This window comes from Burkholderia sp. Bp8963, assembly GCF_003854275.1.
In the GTDB taxonomy this organism is placed as follows: Bacteria; Pseudomonadota; Gammaproteobacteria; order Burkholderiales; family Burkholderiaceae; genus Burkholderia.
On sequence record NZ_QTQP01000014.1, the window covers coordinates 1 to 14,087 of the forward strand.

The 14,087-nt window shown below is 64.6% G+C and carries 10 protein-coding genes and 2 rRNA genes; 11 read left to right on the top strand and 1 reads right to left on the bottom strand.

Annotated elements, in window-relative coordinates:
• From DID96_RS13955 to DID96_RS13970, 4 genes are all read left to right on the top strand, one after another.
• Window positions 1-239: ribosomal RNA gene (locus tag DID96_RS13955) — 23S ribosomal RNA — on the top strand; the annotation flags it as partial.
• Between the two features lie 129 nt (window positions 240-368).
• Window positions 369-481 (top strand): 5S ribosomal RNA (gene rrf, locus DID96_RS13960).
• 360 nt (window positions 482-841) lie between these two features.
• Complete coding sequence (locus DID96_RS13965; RefSeq protein ID WP_124599899.1) at window positions 842-2,917, top strand: molybdopterin-dependent oxidoreductase; 2,076 nt, start codon at window positions 842-844, stop codon at window positions 2,915-2,917.
• A gap of 135 nt (window positions 2,918-3,052) precedes the next feature.
• Entirely contained in the window at window positions 3,053-4,726 is a 1,674-nt protein-coding gene (locus tag DID96_RS13970; RefSeq protein ID WP_124599900.1) for a long-chain fatty acid--CoA ligase, read from the top strand.
• Window positions 4,727-5,108: 382 nt separating this feature from the next.
• Here DID96_RS13970 and DID96_RS13975 read toward each other — a convergent pair whose 3' ends face one another.
• Complete coding sequence (locus tag DID96_RS13975; RefSeq protein WP_124599901.1) at window positions 5,109-6,266, bottom strand: porin; 1,158 nt, start codon at window positions 6,264-6,266, stop codon at window positions 5,109-5,111.
• Between the two features lie 279 nt (window positions 6,267-6,545).
• Here DID96_RS13975 and coq7 point away from each other — a divergent pair, with 279 nt between their 5' ends.
• The 7 genes from coq7 (at window position 6,546) to murF (ending at window position 14,073) form a co-directional block, all read left to right on the top strand.
• Window positions 6,546-7,172, top strand: a complete 627-nt coding sequence (gene coq7 / locus DID96_RS13980) for a 2-polyprenyl-3-methyl-6-methoxy-1,4-benzoquinone monooxygenase (protein ID WP_124599902.1) — start codon at window positions 6,546-6,548, stop codon at window positions 7,170-7,172.
• 387 nt (window positions 7,173-7,559) lie between these two features.
• Window positions 7,560-7,988 (top strand): division/cell wall cluster transcriptional repressor MraZ, encoded by a 429-nt coding sequence (gene mraZ, locus DID96_RS13985; RefSeq protein WP_006400450.1) that lies wholly within the window; start codon window positions 7,560-7,562, stop codon window positions 7,986-7,988.
• Window positions 7,989-8,011: 23 nt separating this feature from the next.
• A complete protein-coding gene (gene rsmH, locus DID96_RS13990; RefSeq protein WP_124599903.1) occupies window positions 8,012-8,953 on the top strand; it encodes a 16S rRNA (cytosine(1402)-N(4))-methyltransferase RsmH in 942 nt (313 codons plus the stop codon).
• Window positions 8,950-9,294: a cell division protein FtsL gene (gene ftsL, locus DID96_RS13995; RefSeq protein WP_124599904.1), complete on the top strand. Its 345-nt coding sequence runs from the start codon at window positions 8,950-8,952 to the stop codon at window positions 9,292-9,294. Before rsmH ends, ftsL begins: the two co-directional genes overlap by 4 nt.
• Window positions 9,291-11,138 carry a penicillin-binding protein 2 gene (locus DID96_RS14000; protein WP_124599905.1) on the top strand — a complete coding sequence of 616 codons (1,848 nt, stop codon included), beginning with the start codon at window positions 9,291-9,293 and terminating at the stop codon, window positions 11,136-11,138. Before ftsL ends, DID96_RS14000 begins: the two co-directional genes overlap by 4 nt.
• Window positions 11,135-12,670, top strand: a complete 1,536-nt coding sequence (locus DID96_RS14005; RefSeq protein ID WP_124599906.1) for a UDP-N-acetylmuramoyl-L-alanyl-D-glutamate--2,6-diaminopimelate ligase — start codon at window positions 11,135-11,137, stop codon at window positions 12,668-12,670. Before DID96_RS14000 ends, DID96_RS14005 begins: the two co-directional genes overlap by 4 nt.
• Window positions 12,667-14,073 (top strand): UDP-N-acetylmuramoyl-tripeptide--D-alanyl-D-alanine ligase, encoded by a 1,407-nt coding sequence (murF, locus tag DID96_RS14010; protein ID WP_124599907.1) that lies wholly within the window; start codon window positions 12,667-12,669, stop codon window positions 14,071-14,073. Before DID96_RS14005 ends, murF begins: the two co-directional genes overlap by 4 nt.
• The last annotated feature ends 14 nt before the right edge of the window (window positions 14,074-14,087 follow it).

Sequence of the window (14,087 nt, forward strand, 5' to 3'; positions counted from 1 at the left end):
CCGGAGTGGACGAACCTCTGGTGTACCGGTTGTCACGCCAGTGGCATCGCCGGGTAGCTATGTTCGGAAGAGATAACCGCTGAAAGCATCTAAGCGGGAAACTCGCCTTAAGATGAGATATCCCTGGGGACTAGATCCCCTTGAAGGGTCGTTCGAGACCAGGACGTTGATAGGTCAGGTGTGTAAGCGCAGTAATGCGTTCAGCTAACTGATACTAATTGCCCGTAAGGCTTGATCCTATAACAAGTCTGTCTCGCGCTGATCACAGCGCGTCGGACTGGTTGATTCTCGTGTGTGATACACACAACTCAAAATTACTGCTTCTTCCGGATTGGTCGCGCTGCGAAGCACCGCGACAACCCCTTTTGCCTGATGACCATAGCGAGTCGGTCCCACCCCTTCCCATCCCGAACAGGACCGTGAAACGACTCTACGCCGATGATAGTGCGGATTCCCGTGTGAAAGTAGGTAATCGTCAGGCTCCCTAAGCCAGAAACCCCCGCCCAAAAGGCGGGGGTTTTTGCATTGGCGCGGCGAAAATGCGTGGGGTCATCCACGCGATACCGTCCCGGCGTCCAGTCCCGCTTCCTCCTTGATGGCCGAACGGCATCCCCGACCCTCGTGTCGTAGCCGTTCCGGCAGCTCTGCCGTGCGTCGTCCCGACTTTGCTTCAACTTGCCGGCAAGATGATGCTGCGAGCCCCGCCAACTATCAATCTCCGGCGCACCAGGCTCATCTCACCAGTAAAAGCGCAAAGCGGCATCAAGTCACAAAATAGACACTTCGCGCCGCGTCTCCGCCGTAAAATCCCCAATCTTCCCCAATATCTGCGTATACAACGATGAACGCCCTCACACAGGTAGCCCGGGCCGTATGCCCTCATGACTGTCCGGATACGTGCGCGATGCGCGTGACTGTCGAGAACGGCAGGGCGATCAAGGTTTCCGGCGATCCCGATCATCCGCCGACTCAGGGCGTGTTGTGCACGAAGGTCAGCCGCTATGCCGACCGGGTCCATCATCCCGAACGCCTGACCGTCCCGCTCAAACGCATCGGGCCGAAAGGCGAGGGGCGTTTCGCTCCAATCAGCTGGAGCGAGGCATTCGACGAAATCGGCCGACGCCTCGGTGAAATCGCAGCGCGTGCACCGGAAGCGATCCTGCCGTACAGCTATGCCGGCACGATGGGGCTCGTGCAGGGCGAGGGCATCGCCCAACGGTTCTTCCACAAGCTCGGCGCGTCCCGGCTCGAGCGGACGATTTGCGCCGCAGCGGGCGCTGCAGGATTGCGCTACACGTATGGCGGAAGTCTGGGGATGCACCTCGAATACTTCGAGGAGAGCGAGCTGATCCTTATCTGGGGCGCGAATCCGATCGCATCGAGCCTCCATTTCTGGACGCGTGCCCAGGAGGCAAAGCGGCGCGGCGCGCACCTCGTCGCGATCGACCCGTATCGCTCACTGACGGCGGAAAAATGCCACCAGCACATTGCGCTGCGTCCGGGAACTGATGGCGCGTTTGCGCTCGGCATGATGCATGTGCTGATTACCGAGGACCTGCTCGATCGCGGCTACATCGACAGCCATACGCTTGGATTCGACGCGTTGAAGACGCGCGCGATGTCCTATCCGCCTGAGCGCGTTGCGCAGATCTGCGGCATCGATGCATCGGAATTGGTCGATCTCGCGCGCCGTTACGGCAAGACCCGAAAGGCTTCGATCCGCCTCAACTACGGCATGCAGCGCGTGCGCGGCGGTGGCAACGCAGTGCGCGCGATCGCCAGCCTGCCTGCGCTGACGGGCGCATGGCGGGATCGCGCCGGTGGATTGCTGTTGTCTTCGTCCGAGTGGGCGCCGGTGAACCAGGCCGCACTGCTGCGCCCCGACCTGATGCCGGGCTGGCCGAACCGGCTGCCGCGCGTCATCAACATGAACACGATCGGCGATGCGTTGCTGCATCCGGGTGATCCGACGTTTGGGCCGAAAGTCGAGGCGGTGATCGTCTACAACTCGAATCCTGTCGCGGTTGCGCCGGATTCGTCGAAGGTGGCGGCCGGGTTCGCACGCGAGGACCTGTTCACCGTCGTTCTGGAGCATTTCAAGACAGATACCGTCGATTTCGCCGACATTGTGTTGCCGGCGACTACGCAGCTCGAACATCTCGACGTCCACAAATCCTATGGCCACACCTACGTGATGGCAAACCTGCCGTCGATTCCGCCGGTAGGCGACGCGCGGCCAAATACCGAGATCTTCAGGGGTATCGCGCGCAGCATGGGGCTGGACGAGCCCGCGCTCTATCAAAGCGACGAAGAGGTCGCGCGTGCGGCGCTTCGCTGGGACGATCCATCGCTCGGCAGCGACTGGGAAACGCTGAAGCAGGCAGGATGGATGAAGCTCAAGCTGCCCGACGCGCCGTTTGCCGCCGGGGGCTTCCGGACGCCGTCCGGCAAATGCGAGTTCTACAGTGCGCGGCTGGCAGAGATGGGGATGGATCCCGTTCCGGACTATCTGCCGCCGTTCGAGTCGGCCGAGGCCGCACCCGAACTCGCCGAGCGCTATCCGCTCGCGATGATCTCGCCGCCGGCCCGTAATTTTCTCAACAGCACGTTCGTAAACGTCGACAGCCTGCGGAACACGGAAGGCCAGCCGCATCTCGACATGCATCCGGCCGACGCCGCCGAGCGAGGCATCTCGGACGGCGATCTCGTGCGCATCTTCAACGATCGCGGCTCGATGCAGGCGCGCGCGCGTGTTACCGACCGCGCTCGCGCCGGACTCGTGGTCGGCTTGTCGATCTGGTGGAAAAAACTGTCGCCAGACGGCCGAAACGCAAACGAAGTGACGAGCCAGGCGCTCAGCGATCTCGGGAATTCGGCGACGTTCTACGACTGTCTGGTCGACGTAGCCCGAATTTGACGGAAGTTCGGTGCAACGGCCGCTCGGGCCCGAGGAAGTTCGAAGGGGGTGTCTAACCCTGTTGTCTCAAGTCGAGCGAGCCGCTACGATGCGTTTTAGCACGATCATTCGAAAATCAGTGAGGAGACGCGCAGCATGGACAAGATTTGGCTGAAATCGTACCCGACCGGCGTTCCAGCCGAAATTGACGCGTCTCCGTATCCTTCCGTTGCCGATCTCCTCGACGAGAGTTTCAAGAACTACCGTGACCGGACGGCGTTCGTCTGCATGGGCAAGGCGATCACGTATGGCAAGCTGGACGCGCTGTCGCGCCAGTTCGGCGCATGGCTGCAATCGCGCGGGCTGGCGCGCGGCGCTCGCGTCGCGATCATGATGCCGAACGTGTTGCAGTACCCCGTCGCGATTGCCGCGGTGCTGCGCGCAGGCTATACGGTCGTCAACGTCAACCCGCTTTACACGCCGCGCGAACTCGAGCACCAGCTCAAGGACAGCGGCGCCGAAGCGATCGTCATCCTCGAAAATTTCGCGTCGACGCTGCAGGCCGTCATCGCGAATACCGTCGTCAAGCACGTGGTCGTCGCGTCGATGGGCGACCTGATGGGCCTCAAGGGCTGGCTCGTCAACTACGTCGTGCGCAACGTCAAGAAGATGGTGCCGGCGTGGCAGCTCCCGTCCTTCACGCGATTCAAGGCCGCACTCTCGGAAGGCGCGCGGCAGACGTTCAAGCCGCAGAAGCTGGGGCCGAACGACGTGGCGTTCCTGCAGTACACGGGGGGCACGACCGGCGTCGCGAAGGGGGCGACGCTGCTGCACCGGAACATCGTCTCGAACGTGCTGCAGGCTGAAGCCTGGCACCACCCCGCGCACGAGAAATTTCCGGACGTGAAACAGTTCGTGACCGTGGTCGCACTGCCGCTCTACCACGTGTTCGCGCTGACCTGCTGCGGTTTCCTGACGTTGCGCACCGGTGGCATGGGGATCCTGATTCCGAATCCGCGCGACATCGGCGGGATGATCAAGGAACTGAAGGGTTACCGGATCTCGACGATTCCGGCCGTCAACACGCTCTACAACGCGCTGCTGAACCACCCGGATTTCGGCCAGCTCGATTTGTCGAAGCTGGCGGTCGCCAACGGCGGCGGCATGGCGATCCAGGAAAACGTCGCGAAGCGCTGGTACGAAAAGACTCGTACGGCGATCGTCGAGGGCTACGGCCTGTCGGAGACGTCGCCTGTTGCCACCTGCAACCCGGTGACGGCCACCGAATACAGCGGAACGATCGGGCTGCCGCTGCCGTCGACCGAAATCTCGATCCGTGACGACGCCGGCATTGACGTTCCGCTCGGCGAGCCCGGCGAGATCTGTATCCGCGGGCCGCAAGTGATGGCTGGCTACTGGAATCGTCCGGATGAAACTGCCAAGGTCATGTGTCCGGACGGCTTCTTCAAGACGGGCGACGTCGGCGTGATGGACGCACGTGGCTACGTGAAGATCGTCGACCGGAAGAAGGACATGATCCTCGTGTCGGGCTTCAACGTGTATCCGAACGAGGTCGAGGATGTGGTGGCGTCGCATCCGGACGTCTTCGAAGTGGCGGCGGTCGGCGTGCCGGACGAACACTCGGGCGAAGCGGTGAAGCTGTTCGTCGTGAAGAAGGATCCGGCGCTCACCGACAAGGACATTCTCGCGTACTGCAAGGAGCGCCTCACGGGATACAAGCGACCGAAGTTCGTCGAGTTCCGCACCGAATTGCCGAAGACGAACGTCGGCAAGATCCTGCGACGCGAATTGCGCGACGGACGCGCGTGACGAACTAACTGAACGAAAAGACCCGGCGCTTGCCGGGTTTTTTATTGGCGGCCCGCATGGGTGGACGCCTGCGAACTGGCAGCACGACGGTCGAACAGGCCCCGGGCACTGGCAGGCTCGCCGCGGGAAGATGTGAAATGAGGCGGTATGCCGGGCCGAATCGTCTGCTGCGGTTTCAGGCTTGCGTGCGTTATTCCAGGGGCCGCATGCCGGCCGAATCTGCTCATTTCAACCAACCGCCGCCTTCCGATTGGCGCGCCAGTTGGTCGATCACGACGCGTTGCCGATCGCCGGCATTCGACTCACCGAGCTTCGCTGCACCCGAAATGAAAAAGGCGCCCGAAGGCGCCTTCAATGTACCGCGGCTTGTCAGGCAAGCTGATTAGAACTTGTGACGGATGCCGACGCGAGCCGCCACCTGGTTGGTGGTGTTCGACGGGTCGAGGCCGTTGATCGATGCGTGTGCCTGAACGACCTGGCCTTCCGCGTTGAGCGCGTTGCCCGAAGCGTGCTGGTACACGCCGACTACGTAGACGTCGGTACGCTTCGACAGGAAGTAGTCGACGCCCATCGAGCCCTGGTGGTACTTGGCTGCCGAGTTGCCGTCGATCTTGCTGCCCTGCGTGTAGTCGTACGCAGCGCCCAGGATCAGCGCCGGGGTCAGCTGATACTTGAAGTTGATTTCGCCGTTGTTGAACGTCGCGGTCTGGCCGACGAACGGGCCGACACTGAAGCTCTTGAACTTCGTGTTCGAGTACGTCGCGCCGATCGTCGCTGCGCCGAACGTGTATGCGCCGCCCGCGCCGATGACCTGGTACGTGTTCGCACTGTTCGCGTACGCGCCATAGACCGGCGACGTGACGGCGGTCGCCGCAGCAGACGCGCCGGTGTTGAACATGCCGCCGAAGTTCGCCGGCGTGCGTGCATTCAGGTAGCCGACGCCGAGAACCAGCGGGCCGTTGTTGTAGCCTGCGCCGAGCGACCAGACCTGGTTCTTGGCAAACTGGCCGGCTTGTCCGCCGAAGCTGTACATGCCGCCGAACGAGAAGCCGTTGTAGGTCGGGCTCGTGTACTTGACCGCGTTGTTCACGCGGTACGCGTTGTTGAAGTTGTCGAGGTCGCCCGGGTGAGCAGCGATGTAGCCGCCCCACTGGTCGCCTGCCTCGAGCGGCCCGACGAAGTCGACGACGGAGTCGTACTGGCGGCCCAGCGTGACCGTACCGAAGTTGCTCGACAGGCCGACATAGGCCTGACGGCCGAACATCAGGCCGCCCTGGCCGAGCTTGCCGGAGTTCACGTCGAAGCCGTTCTCGAGCACGAAGATCGCCTTCAGGCCCGCACCGAGGTCTTCGGTGCCGCGCAAGCCAAAGCGGCTACCTTGCAGAACGCCGCTGGACAGCCCGTACAGGTGGCCGCCCTTCGCATTGTTGTTGAAGATGAAGCCTTCATCGATGATGCCGTAAAGCGTCACGCTGCTTTGCGCATGGGCAGCGCCAGCGAACGCGCCCAGCGCGACGAGCGCGAGAAGCGACTTTTTCATTAACGGATCTCCAAGAATCACTGAATTTTTTGTGGCGGGGCAAATTGTTATGTTCTGTCGACGATCCCCGCTTCAACTTCTCAAGAAGTCGGACGTAATGTAGCGCATGGACTTTTTGCTACAAAGCGAAACGCCGCGCGTCACGGCCCGCATGTTTCCTTTATGCAACAATGGTTAAAATCACGGGTTAACCGCAATTTCCGCTGAAGAATCAAGTCGGTTACGCAGTGGATACGTGCATTCGCGGAGCGCGAAAGCACACGCAGCCAGGAGAACAGGATGGTGTTGGATGAACTGATCAGCGAATTCGATCGCGGCTTGCGGTCGCTGTCGGGAGTGAACCGGATGAGCCGCCCGGTGCCTGCGCCGGCCGAGCCGCCGACCGCCGAGCTGACGCCGGCGGAGCGCACGCACGCCGCGGGGCTGATGCGTGTGAATCACGTCGGCGAGATCTGCGCACAGGCGCTTTACCAGGCGCAGAAGCTGACGGCGCGCACGCCGGCGATCAAGACGATGTTCGAGGAGGCCGCGCGCGAAGAGGAGGACCATCTCGCGTGGACCGCGCACCGGCTCAAGGAGCTCGATTCGCGTCCGAGCCTGCTGAACCCGCTGTGGTATGCGGGGGCGCTCGCGATCGGCGTCGCGGCCGGTACGCTGGGCGACAAGGTCAGCCTCGGCTTCATGGCCGAGACGGAACGCCAGGTCGAAAGCCACCTGGACGGACACCTGTCGGAGCTGCCGGCGACCGATACGGCGTCGCGCGCGATCGTCGAGCAGATGCGGGTCGACGAGGTGAAGCACGGCAAGGCTGCGACCGACGCGGGCGGCATCGAACTGCCGCTGCCCGCGCGGATGCTGATGCGCGCAGCGTCGAAAGTCATGACGAGCACTGCGTACTATCTGTGACGAAATTCACGGGGCGGCGACGTGTGCCGCCCCGCGCCCGAGCCCGCCGATTCCGCCCGTTTTTTCCGCGTTTTCCCGCCCCCGAAAGCCCCGTCCGCACGCCGATCTGGCCCGTCTTGCTCACGTATCACCTTCACAAGTTGCACTAGCTCATTCATTTATAACGGTTTTTGAAATATGGGGGTGCATGAGCATGTGCGCGTAAGTCCTTGTTCTAACTAACAAAATTCGTTAAAAAACCGGGCCGCTCCCTTGACCGTGTCACACCCTTCCTCTAAAGTGGGAGACAGTGTGAGAAAGTGTATTTTTGTGTGATTTGGCAGGCTATTCCGGCTAAATTCTCAGCATTGGGCGGGTACTTCGGTACCCTGAACGGGAGAGCGGAAAGTGTTCCAAGGGGCGTCAGCGCTGACGCTCGATGCGAAAGGGCGTATGTCGGTGCCGGCTCGCTATCGCGAAGCGCTGCAAGGACAGGCAGAAGGACGGGTGACTGTGACCAAGCACCCGGACGGCTGCCTGTTGCTGTTTCCGCGCCCCGAATGGGAGGTTTTCCGCGCCAAGATCGCTGCGCTGCCGATGGACGCGCACTGGTGGCGGCGGATTTTTCTCGGCAATGCGATGGATGTCGATCTCGACAGCGCAGGCCGGATTCTCGTATCGCCCGAGCTGCGCATGGCGGCCGGGCTCGAAAAGGAAGTCATGTTGTTGGGAATGGGTAGTCACTTCGAACTGTGGGATTCGCAGACGTACATCGCGAAGGAGCAGGCAGCGATGGCGCAGGGCATGCCCGATGCGCTGAAGAATTTCACGTTCTGATTGCGGTGACGGAGAAGCCCGCGATGGGAAACGAATTGCAGCATCGGACGGTGTTGTTGGACGAAGCAGTCGATGCGCTCGTGACGCGGCCGGACGGTACCTACGTCGACGGCACGTTCGGGCGGGGCGGCCACAGCCGCGCGGTGCTCGCGCGGCTTGGAGCCGGCGGCCGGCTGATCGCGTTCGACAAGGATCCGCGCGCGATCGAGACGGCGCAGGGCATCGAGGATGCGCGCTTCTCGATCGTGCATGACAGCTTTGCGTCGATGCAGGGCGCGCTGACGGCGCGCGGCATCGAGAAGGTGTCGGGTGTGTTGCTGGACCTGGGCGTGTCCTCGCCGCAGGTGGACGATCCGCAGCGAGGCTTCAGCTTCCGTGCGGACGGCCCGCTGGACATGAGGATGGACCCGACGCGCGGCGAGTCCGCGGCCGAATGGCTGGCGCGGGCGTCGCTGCAGGAACTGACGGAGGTGATACGGGATTATGGGGAAGAACGGTTTGCTTTTCAGATTGCAAAGGCGCTTGTTGCTCGCCGGGCAGAGTCCGACCGTCTTGGGCCTCTCGACACCACGGGCGAGCTTGCCCAAATCGTGGGTAACGTCGTCAAAACCCGTGAGAAGGGCAAGGATCCGGCAACCCGCACCTTTCAGGCTATACGGATTCACGTCAATCAAGAGCTTGCGGACCTGCAAGTCGTACTAGACGCGGCTTTGTCGTCGTTGGAGCAAGGGGGGCGGCTGGTGGTCATCAGCTTTCATTCACTCGAGGACCGGATCGTCAAGCGATTCATGCAGGCGCACGCCAGCGCGCCCGCGGTCGATCGTCGCCTGCCGATCCGCGCCGTCGATCTCCCGAGCCCCCCGCTCAAGGTGGTCGGTCGTAAATTCCCGAGCGACGCGGAAGTGGCGGCGAATCCGCGTGCCCGGTCGGCAGTGATGCGCATTGCGGAGCGCGTCGCGCCATGAGCCGCTTCAATATCTTCCTGCTGATCATCGTGATGGGCTGCGCGCTGTCGGTCGTGAATTCGTCCAACCAGCAGCGCCAGATCTTCATCCAGCTGCAGCGTGCGCAATCGCAGGAGCATCAGCTCCAGCAGGACTACGCGCAGCTCCAGTATCAGCAGAGCGCGCTGTCGAAAACATCCCGCATCGAGCAGCTCGCGAACGATTCGCTGAAGATGCTGCCGGTCACGACCGGCCGCACGCAATACCTGACGCTGCAGCCGGGCGCCGCGAATGCGATCGACGCGCCGATTCCCGCATCGGCCACCACGACCGCAGGCAAGGGCAAGGGAGGCGCGCGATGAAGCCGTCTCAGAAGCGCCAGAACGTGAAGTTCTCGTCGAGCCCCGTGCTGTCGGTGCATCTGCCGATGTGGCGCTCGAAGTTCGTCGTGTTCTTGCTGTTCATGGCGTTCGTCGCGCTGGCCGCGCGGGCGTTCTGGATCCAGGGGCCCGGCAACGCGTTCTATCAGAAGCAGGGCGAAAGCCGCTACCAGCGCACGATCGAGCTGCCGGCGACGCGCGGCAAGATTCTCGACCGTAACGGGCTCGTGCTCGCGACGAGCCTGCCCGTGCGCGCGATCTGGGCGATTCCCGATGCGGTGCCGGACGACCTCGGCGCGGACAAGCTCGACCAGCTCGGCAAGCTGCTCGGGATGACGCAGAAGGAGCTGCGCGCGAAGCTGTCGGAAGACAAGGGTTTCGTCTACGTAAAGCGCCAGGTGCCGATCGACGTCGCCGACAAGGTCGCGGCGCTCGACATCCCGGGCGTCTACCAGCGCAACGAATACAAGCGCTTCTATCCGGAAGGCGAGATCACCGCGCACCTGATCGGCTTCACGAATGTCGAGGACGAGGGTCAGGAAGGCGTCGAGCTGGGCGATCAGAAGATGCTGTCCGGCACCTCCGGCGTGCGCCGCGTGATCAAGGACCGGATGGGGCACATCATCGAGGACGTCGCCGAACAGCTGCCGCCGCACAACGGCACGGACGTTGATCTGTCGATCGACAGCAAGATCCAGTACATCGCGTACGCGAACCTGAAGGCAGCGGTCGAGAAGTTCAAGGCGAAGGCCGGCGCCGCGATGGTCGTCGACGTGCGCACCGGCGAGGTGCTCGCGCTGGTCAACTATCCGACGTACAACCCGAATGACCGTTCGCACCTGACGGGCGAGCAGCTGCGCAACCGGATCCTGACCGACGTGTTCGAGCCGGGCTCGATCATGAAGCCGTTTACGGTGTCGCTTGCGCTCGACTTGCATCGCGTGACGCCGAGCACGCTCGTCGAGACCGGCAACGGCCATTTCGTGCTGGACGGCGCGCCGATCACCGACGACTCGGGCTTCGGCACGCTGACGGTCGGCGGCGTGATCCAGAAATCGAGCAACATCGGCGCGACGAAGATCGCGATGACGATGAAGCCCGAGGAAATGTGGAATATGTATACAAGCATCGGCCTCGGCCAGCCGCCGAAGGTCGGCTTCCCGGGGGCGGCGGCAGGCCGCCTGCGGCCGTGGAAGGGCTGGCGCCGGATCGAGCAGGCGACGATGTCGTACGGCTATGGCCTGTCGGTGTCGCTGTTCCAGCTCGCGCGCGCGTACACCGCGATCGCGCACGACGGCGAAATGATGCCCGTGTCGATCTTCAAGACCGACCCGACGCAGCCGATCGCGGGCCAGCAGATCTTCTCGCCGACCACTGCGCGAGAAGTTCGCGCGATGCTCGAAACGGTGGTCGCGCCGGGCGGCACGTCGCCGGACGCCGCCGTGCCCGGCTATCGCGTGGGCGGCAAGAGCGGCACCGCATACAAGCACGAAGGCCACGGCTATACGCGCAAGTACCGCGCGTCGTTCGTCGGGATGGCGCCGATGCCGAATCCGCGCATCGTGGTCGCCGTGTCGGTCGACGAACCGACGGCCGGCAGCCACTTCGGCGGACAGGTGTCGGGCCCCGTATTCTCGGCGATCGCCGGCGATACGATGCGCGCGCTGAACGTACCCCCGAACATGCCGATCAAGCAACTCGTCGTGTCCGACGACGCGGCTTCCGCGCCCGCGGCGACTGGCCCGCAAAAGCTGGCCGCAGGGGCCGGTGCGAAGCATATGATCGTGTCCAGCACGACACGCAATTCACCTGGAGTCATTCGATGAGCGCCGCTCGCAGTTCTCATCCGGCGCACCAGCAGATCGCAGCCGCGCTCGCGTGGCTGCGTCAGCATGTAGCCCCCGCGGCGCAACTGCATGCCGATACGCGCAGCCTCGACGCAGGCGACGTGTTCCTCGCGTATGCGGTCGACGGGGCCGACAACCGCGCCTTCATTCCCGATGCGCTCGCGCGTGGCGCCGCCGTGCTGTATCAGCCGGACGGCCTTGCCGCTGCGCCTGCCGCGCCGCTCGCACTGGCCGTGCCGGCGCTGAACGAGCTCGCCGGCGACATCGCCAGCGGCTGGTATGGCGATCCGAGCGACAGCCTGCTCGTGGCCGGCGTCACCGGCACGAACGGCAAGACGTCGTGCACGCAGTGGATCGCCGCCGCACTGACCGCGCTGCATCAGCCGTGCGCGGTGATCGGCACGCTCGGCAGCGGGATGCCGGGCCAGCTCGTGCCGACCGGTTTCACGACGCCCGACGCACCGCAACTGCAGCGCAGCCTCGCGCAACTGCGCGGCGCCGGCGCGAAGGCGGTGGCGATGGAGGTGTCGTCGCACGCGCTGCATCAGGGGCGCGCGAACGGCACTGCGTTCGACATCGCGGTATTCACGAATCTCACCCAGGATCACCTCGACTATCACGGCACGTTCGACGCGTACGAAGAGGCGAAGGCGAAACTGTTCACGTGGCGCGGGCTGCGTGCCGCGGTCGTCAATCGTGACGACGCGGCCGGCCGCCGGCTGCTCGAGAACCTGTCCGGGCGCGTGCGCACGATCGCGTACGGAATCGGCGACTCGTCGGAGACGGGCGCGGATCGCGACCTGACGGCGCTCGACGTTCGCGCTACCGCGACGGGCACCGCATTCCACCTGCACTCGTCGTGGGGCGATGCGGACGTCGAGGTCGGCACGCTCGGCACGTTCAACGTGAGCAATCTGCTCGCGGTGCTCGGCACGCTGCTCGCGGCCGACGTGCCGTTCGCCGCGGCGCTCGCCGAGATCGCGCGGCTCGAGTCGGTCAACGGCCGCATGCAGCGCCTCGGCGGCCGCCTGCAGAATGACGAGCCGCTCGTCGTGATCGACTATGCGCACACGCCCGATGCGCTCGAGAAGACGCTCGACGCGCTGCGCCCGATCGCGACCGCGCGCGGCGGCGCGCTCGTCTGCATGTTCGGCTGCGGCGGCGATCGCGACGCGACGAAGCGTCCGCTGATGGGGGCGATCGCCGAGCGGCTCGCCGACGAGGTTGTCGTCACCAGCGACAACCCGCGCAGCGAGGATCCGCAACGCATCATCGACCAGATCGTCGCCGGCATGACCGCGCCGGCGAAGGCCCGCCGCATCGAGGATCGCGCGAGCGCGATCCTGCAGGCAGTGCGCGGCGCGGCGCGCGAGGACGTCGTCGTGCTGGCCGGCAAGGGTCACGAAGCGACGCAGGAAATCATGGGCAAGAAGCGCACGTTCTCCGACCAGGATCACGCGCGGCTCGCGCTCGCGGCACGCGCGACGCACGGCAAGGGAGGCGGCGAATGACGATGCTGAGTCTGGGCGAAGCCGCCCGCCTGATTTCCGGTGCGACCGTCCACGGTGATGCGGGCGCGACGTTCGAGCGCGTGTCGACCGACAGCCGCACGGCTGGCCCCGGCGACCTGTTCATTGCGCTGAAAGGGGAGCGCTTCGACGCGCACGATTTCCTCGGCGACGTGGCGGCGCGCGGCGCGACTGCGGCGCTCGTGTCGCGCAGCGTGGCCGGCGTCGATCTGCCGACGATCGAGGCCGCCGACACGCGCGCGGCGCTCGGTGAGCTTGCGCACGGCTGGCGCAAACGATTCGCGTTGCCGGTCGTCGCGGTGACCGGCAGCAACGGCAAGACGACCGTCAAGGAAATGATCGCGTCGATTTTCGCCGCCGCGGTCGGTGCCGACGCGCGGCTCGCGACGGCCGGCAACCTCAACAACGACATTGGCCTGCCGCTGACGCTGCTGCGCCTGAACGCCGCGTATCGGCTCGCCGTGATCGAGCTCGGGATGAATCATCCGGGCGAGACGGAGATCCTCGCGCGCGTCACCGCTCCGACGGTCGCGCTCGTCAACAACGCGCAGCGCGAGCACCAGGAATTCATGGCGACGGTCGAAGCGGTCGCGCTCGAGCACGCAGCCGTGATCCACGCACTGACGCCGGACGGCGTCGCGGTGTTCCCGGCCGACGATGCATACGCGGGCATCTGGCGTGTTGCAGCGACCGGGAACCGGATCATGGACTTCGCGCTCAATGATGCGCAACGGCAGACCGACGCACAGGTGACGGGCCGGCTGCACGGCGGCGAGCTCGCGATCGACACGCCGGCCGGATCGGTCGCGGTGCGACTGCGCGCGCTCGGCGAGCACAACGCACGTAACGCGCTGGCGGCCACGGCCGCAGCGCTGGCCGCCGGCGTCGCATTGCCGGCGATCAAGGCGGGGCTCGAAGCGTTCGAGCCGGTCAAGGGCCGTCTGCAGGTCCGGCAGGCGAGTGTCGGCAGCCTCGCGGGCGCGACGGTCGTCGACGACACCTACAACGCGAACCCCGACTCGATGCGCGCGGCGATCGACGTGCTCGCGGCGCAGCCGGCGCCGCGCGTGCTGGTGATCGGCGACATGGGCGAGGTCGGAGACGAAGGTCCGGCGTTCCATCGCGAGGTGGGCGCCTACGCGCGCGAGTGCGGCATCGATGCGCTGTTCGCGCTCGGCGATGCGTCGCGCGATGCGTGTGTCGCGTACGGCGCGGCCGCGCGTCATTTCGGCGACGTCGCGGCGCTCGTTGCCGCGTTGCTCGACGCAGGCTACGGCGCGCACGCGACGGTGCTCGTGAAGGGCTCGCGGTACATGAAGATGGAGCGCGTGGTCGACGCGCTCGCGAATCAACCCGCGGCGGGCACGGCGCCCGCCGCACACTGAGTAGAAGGAAGGAA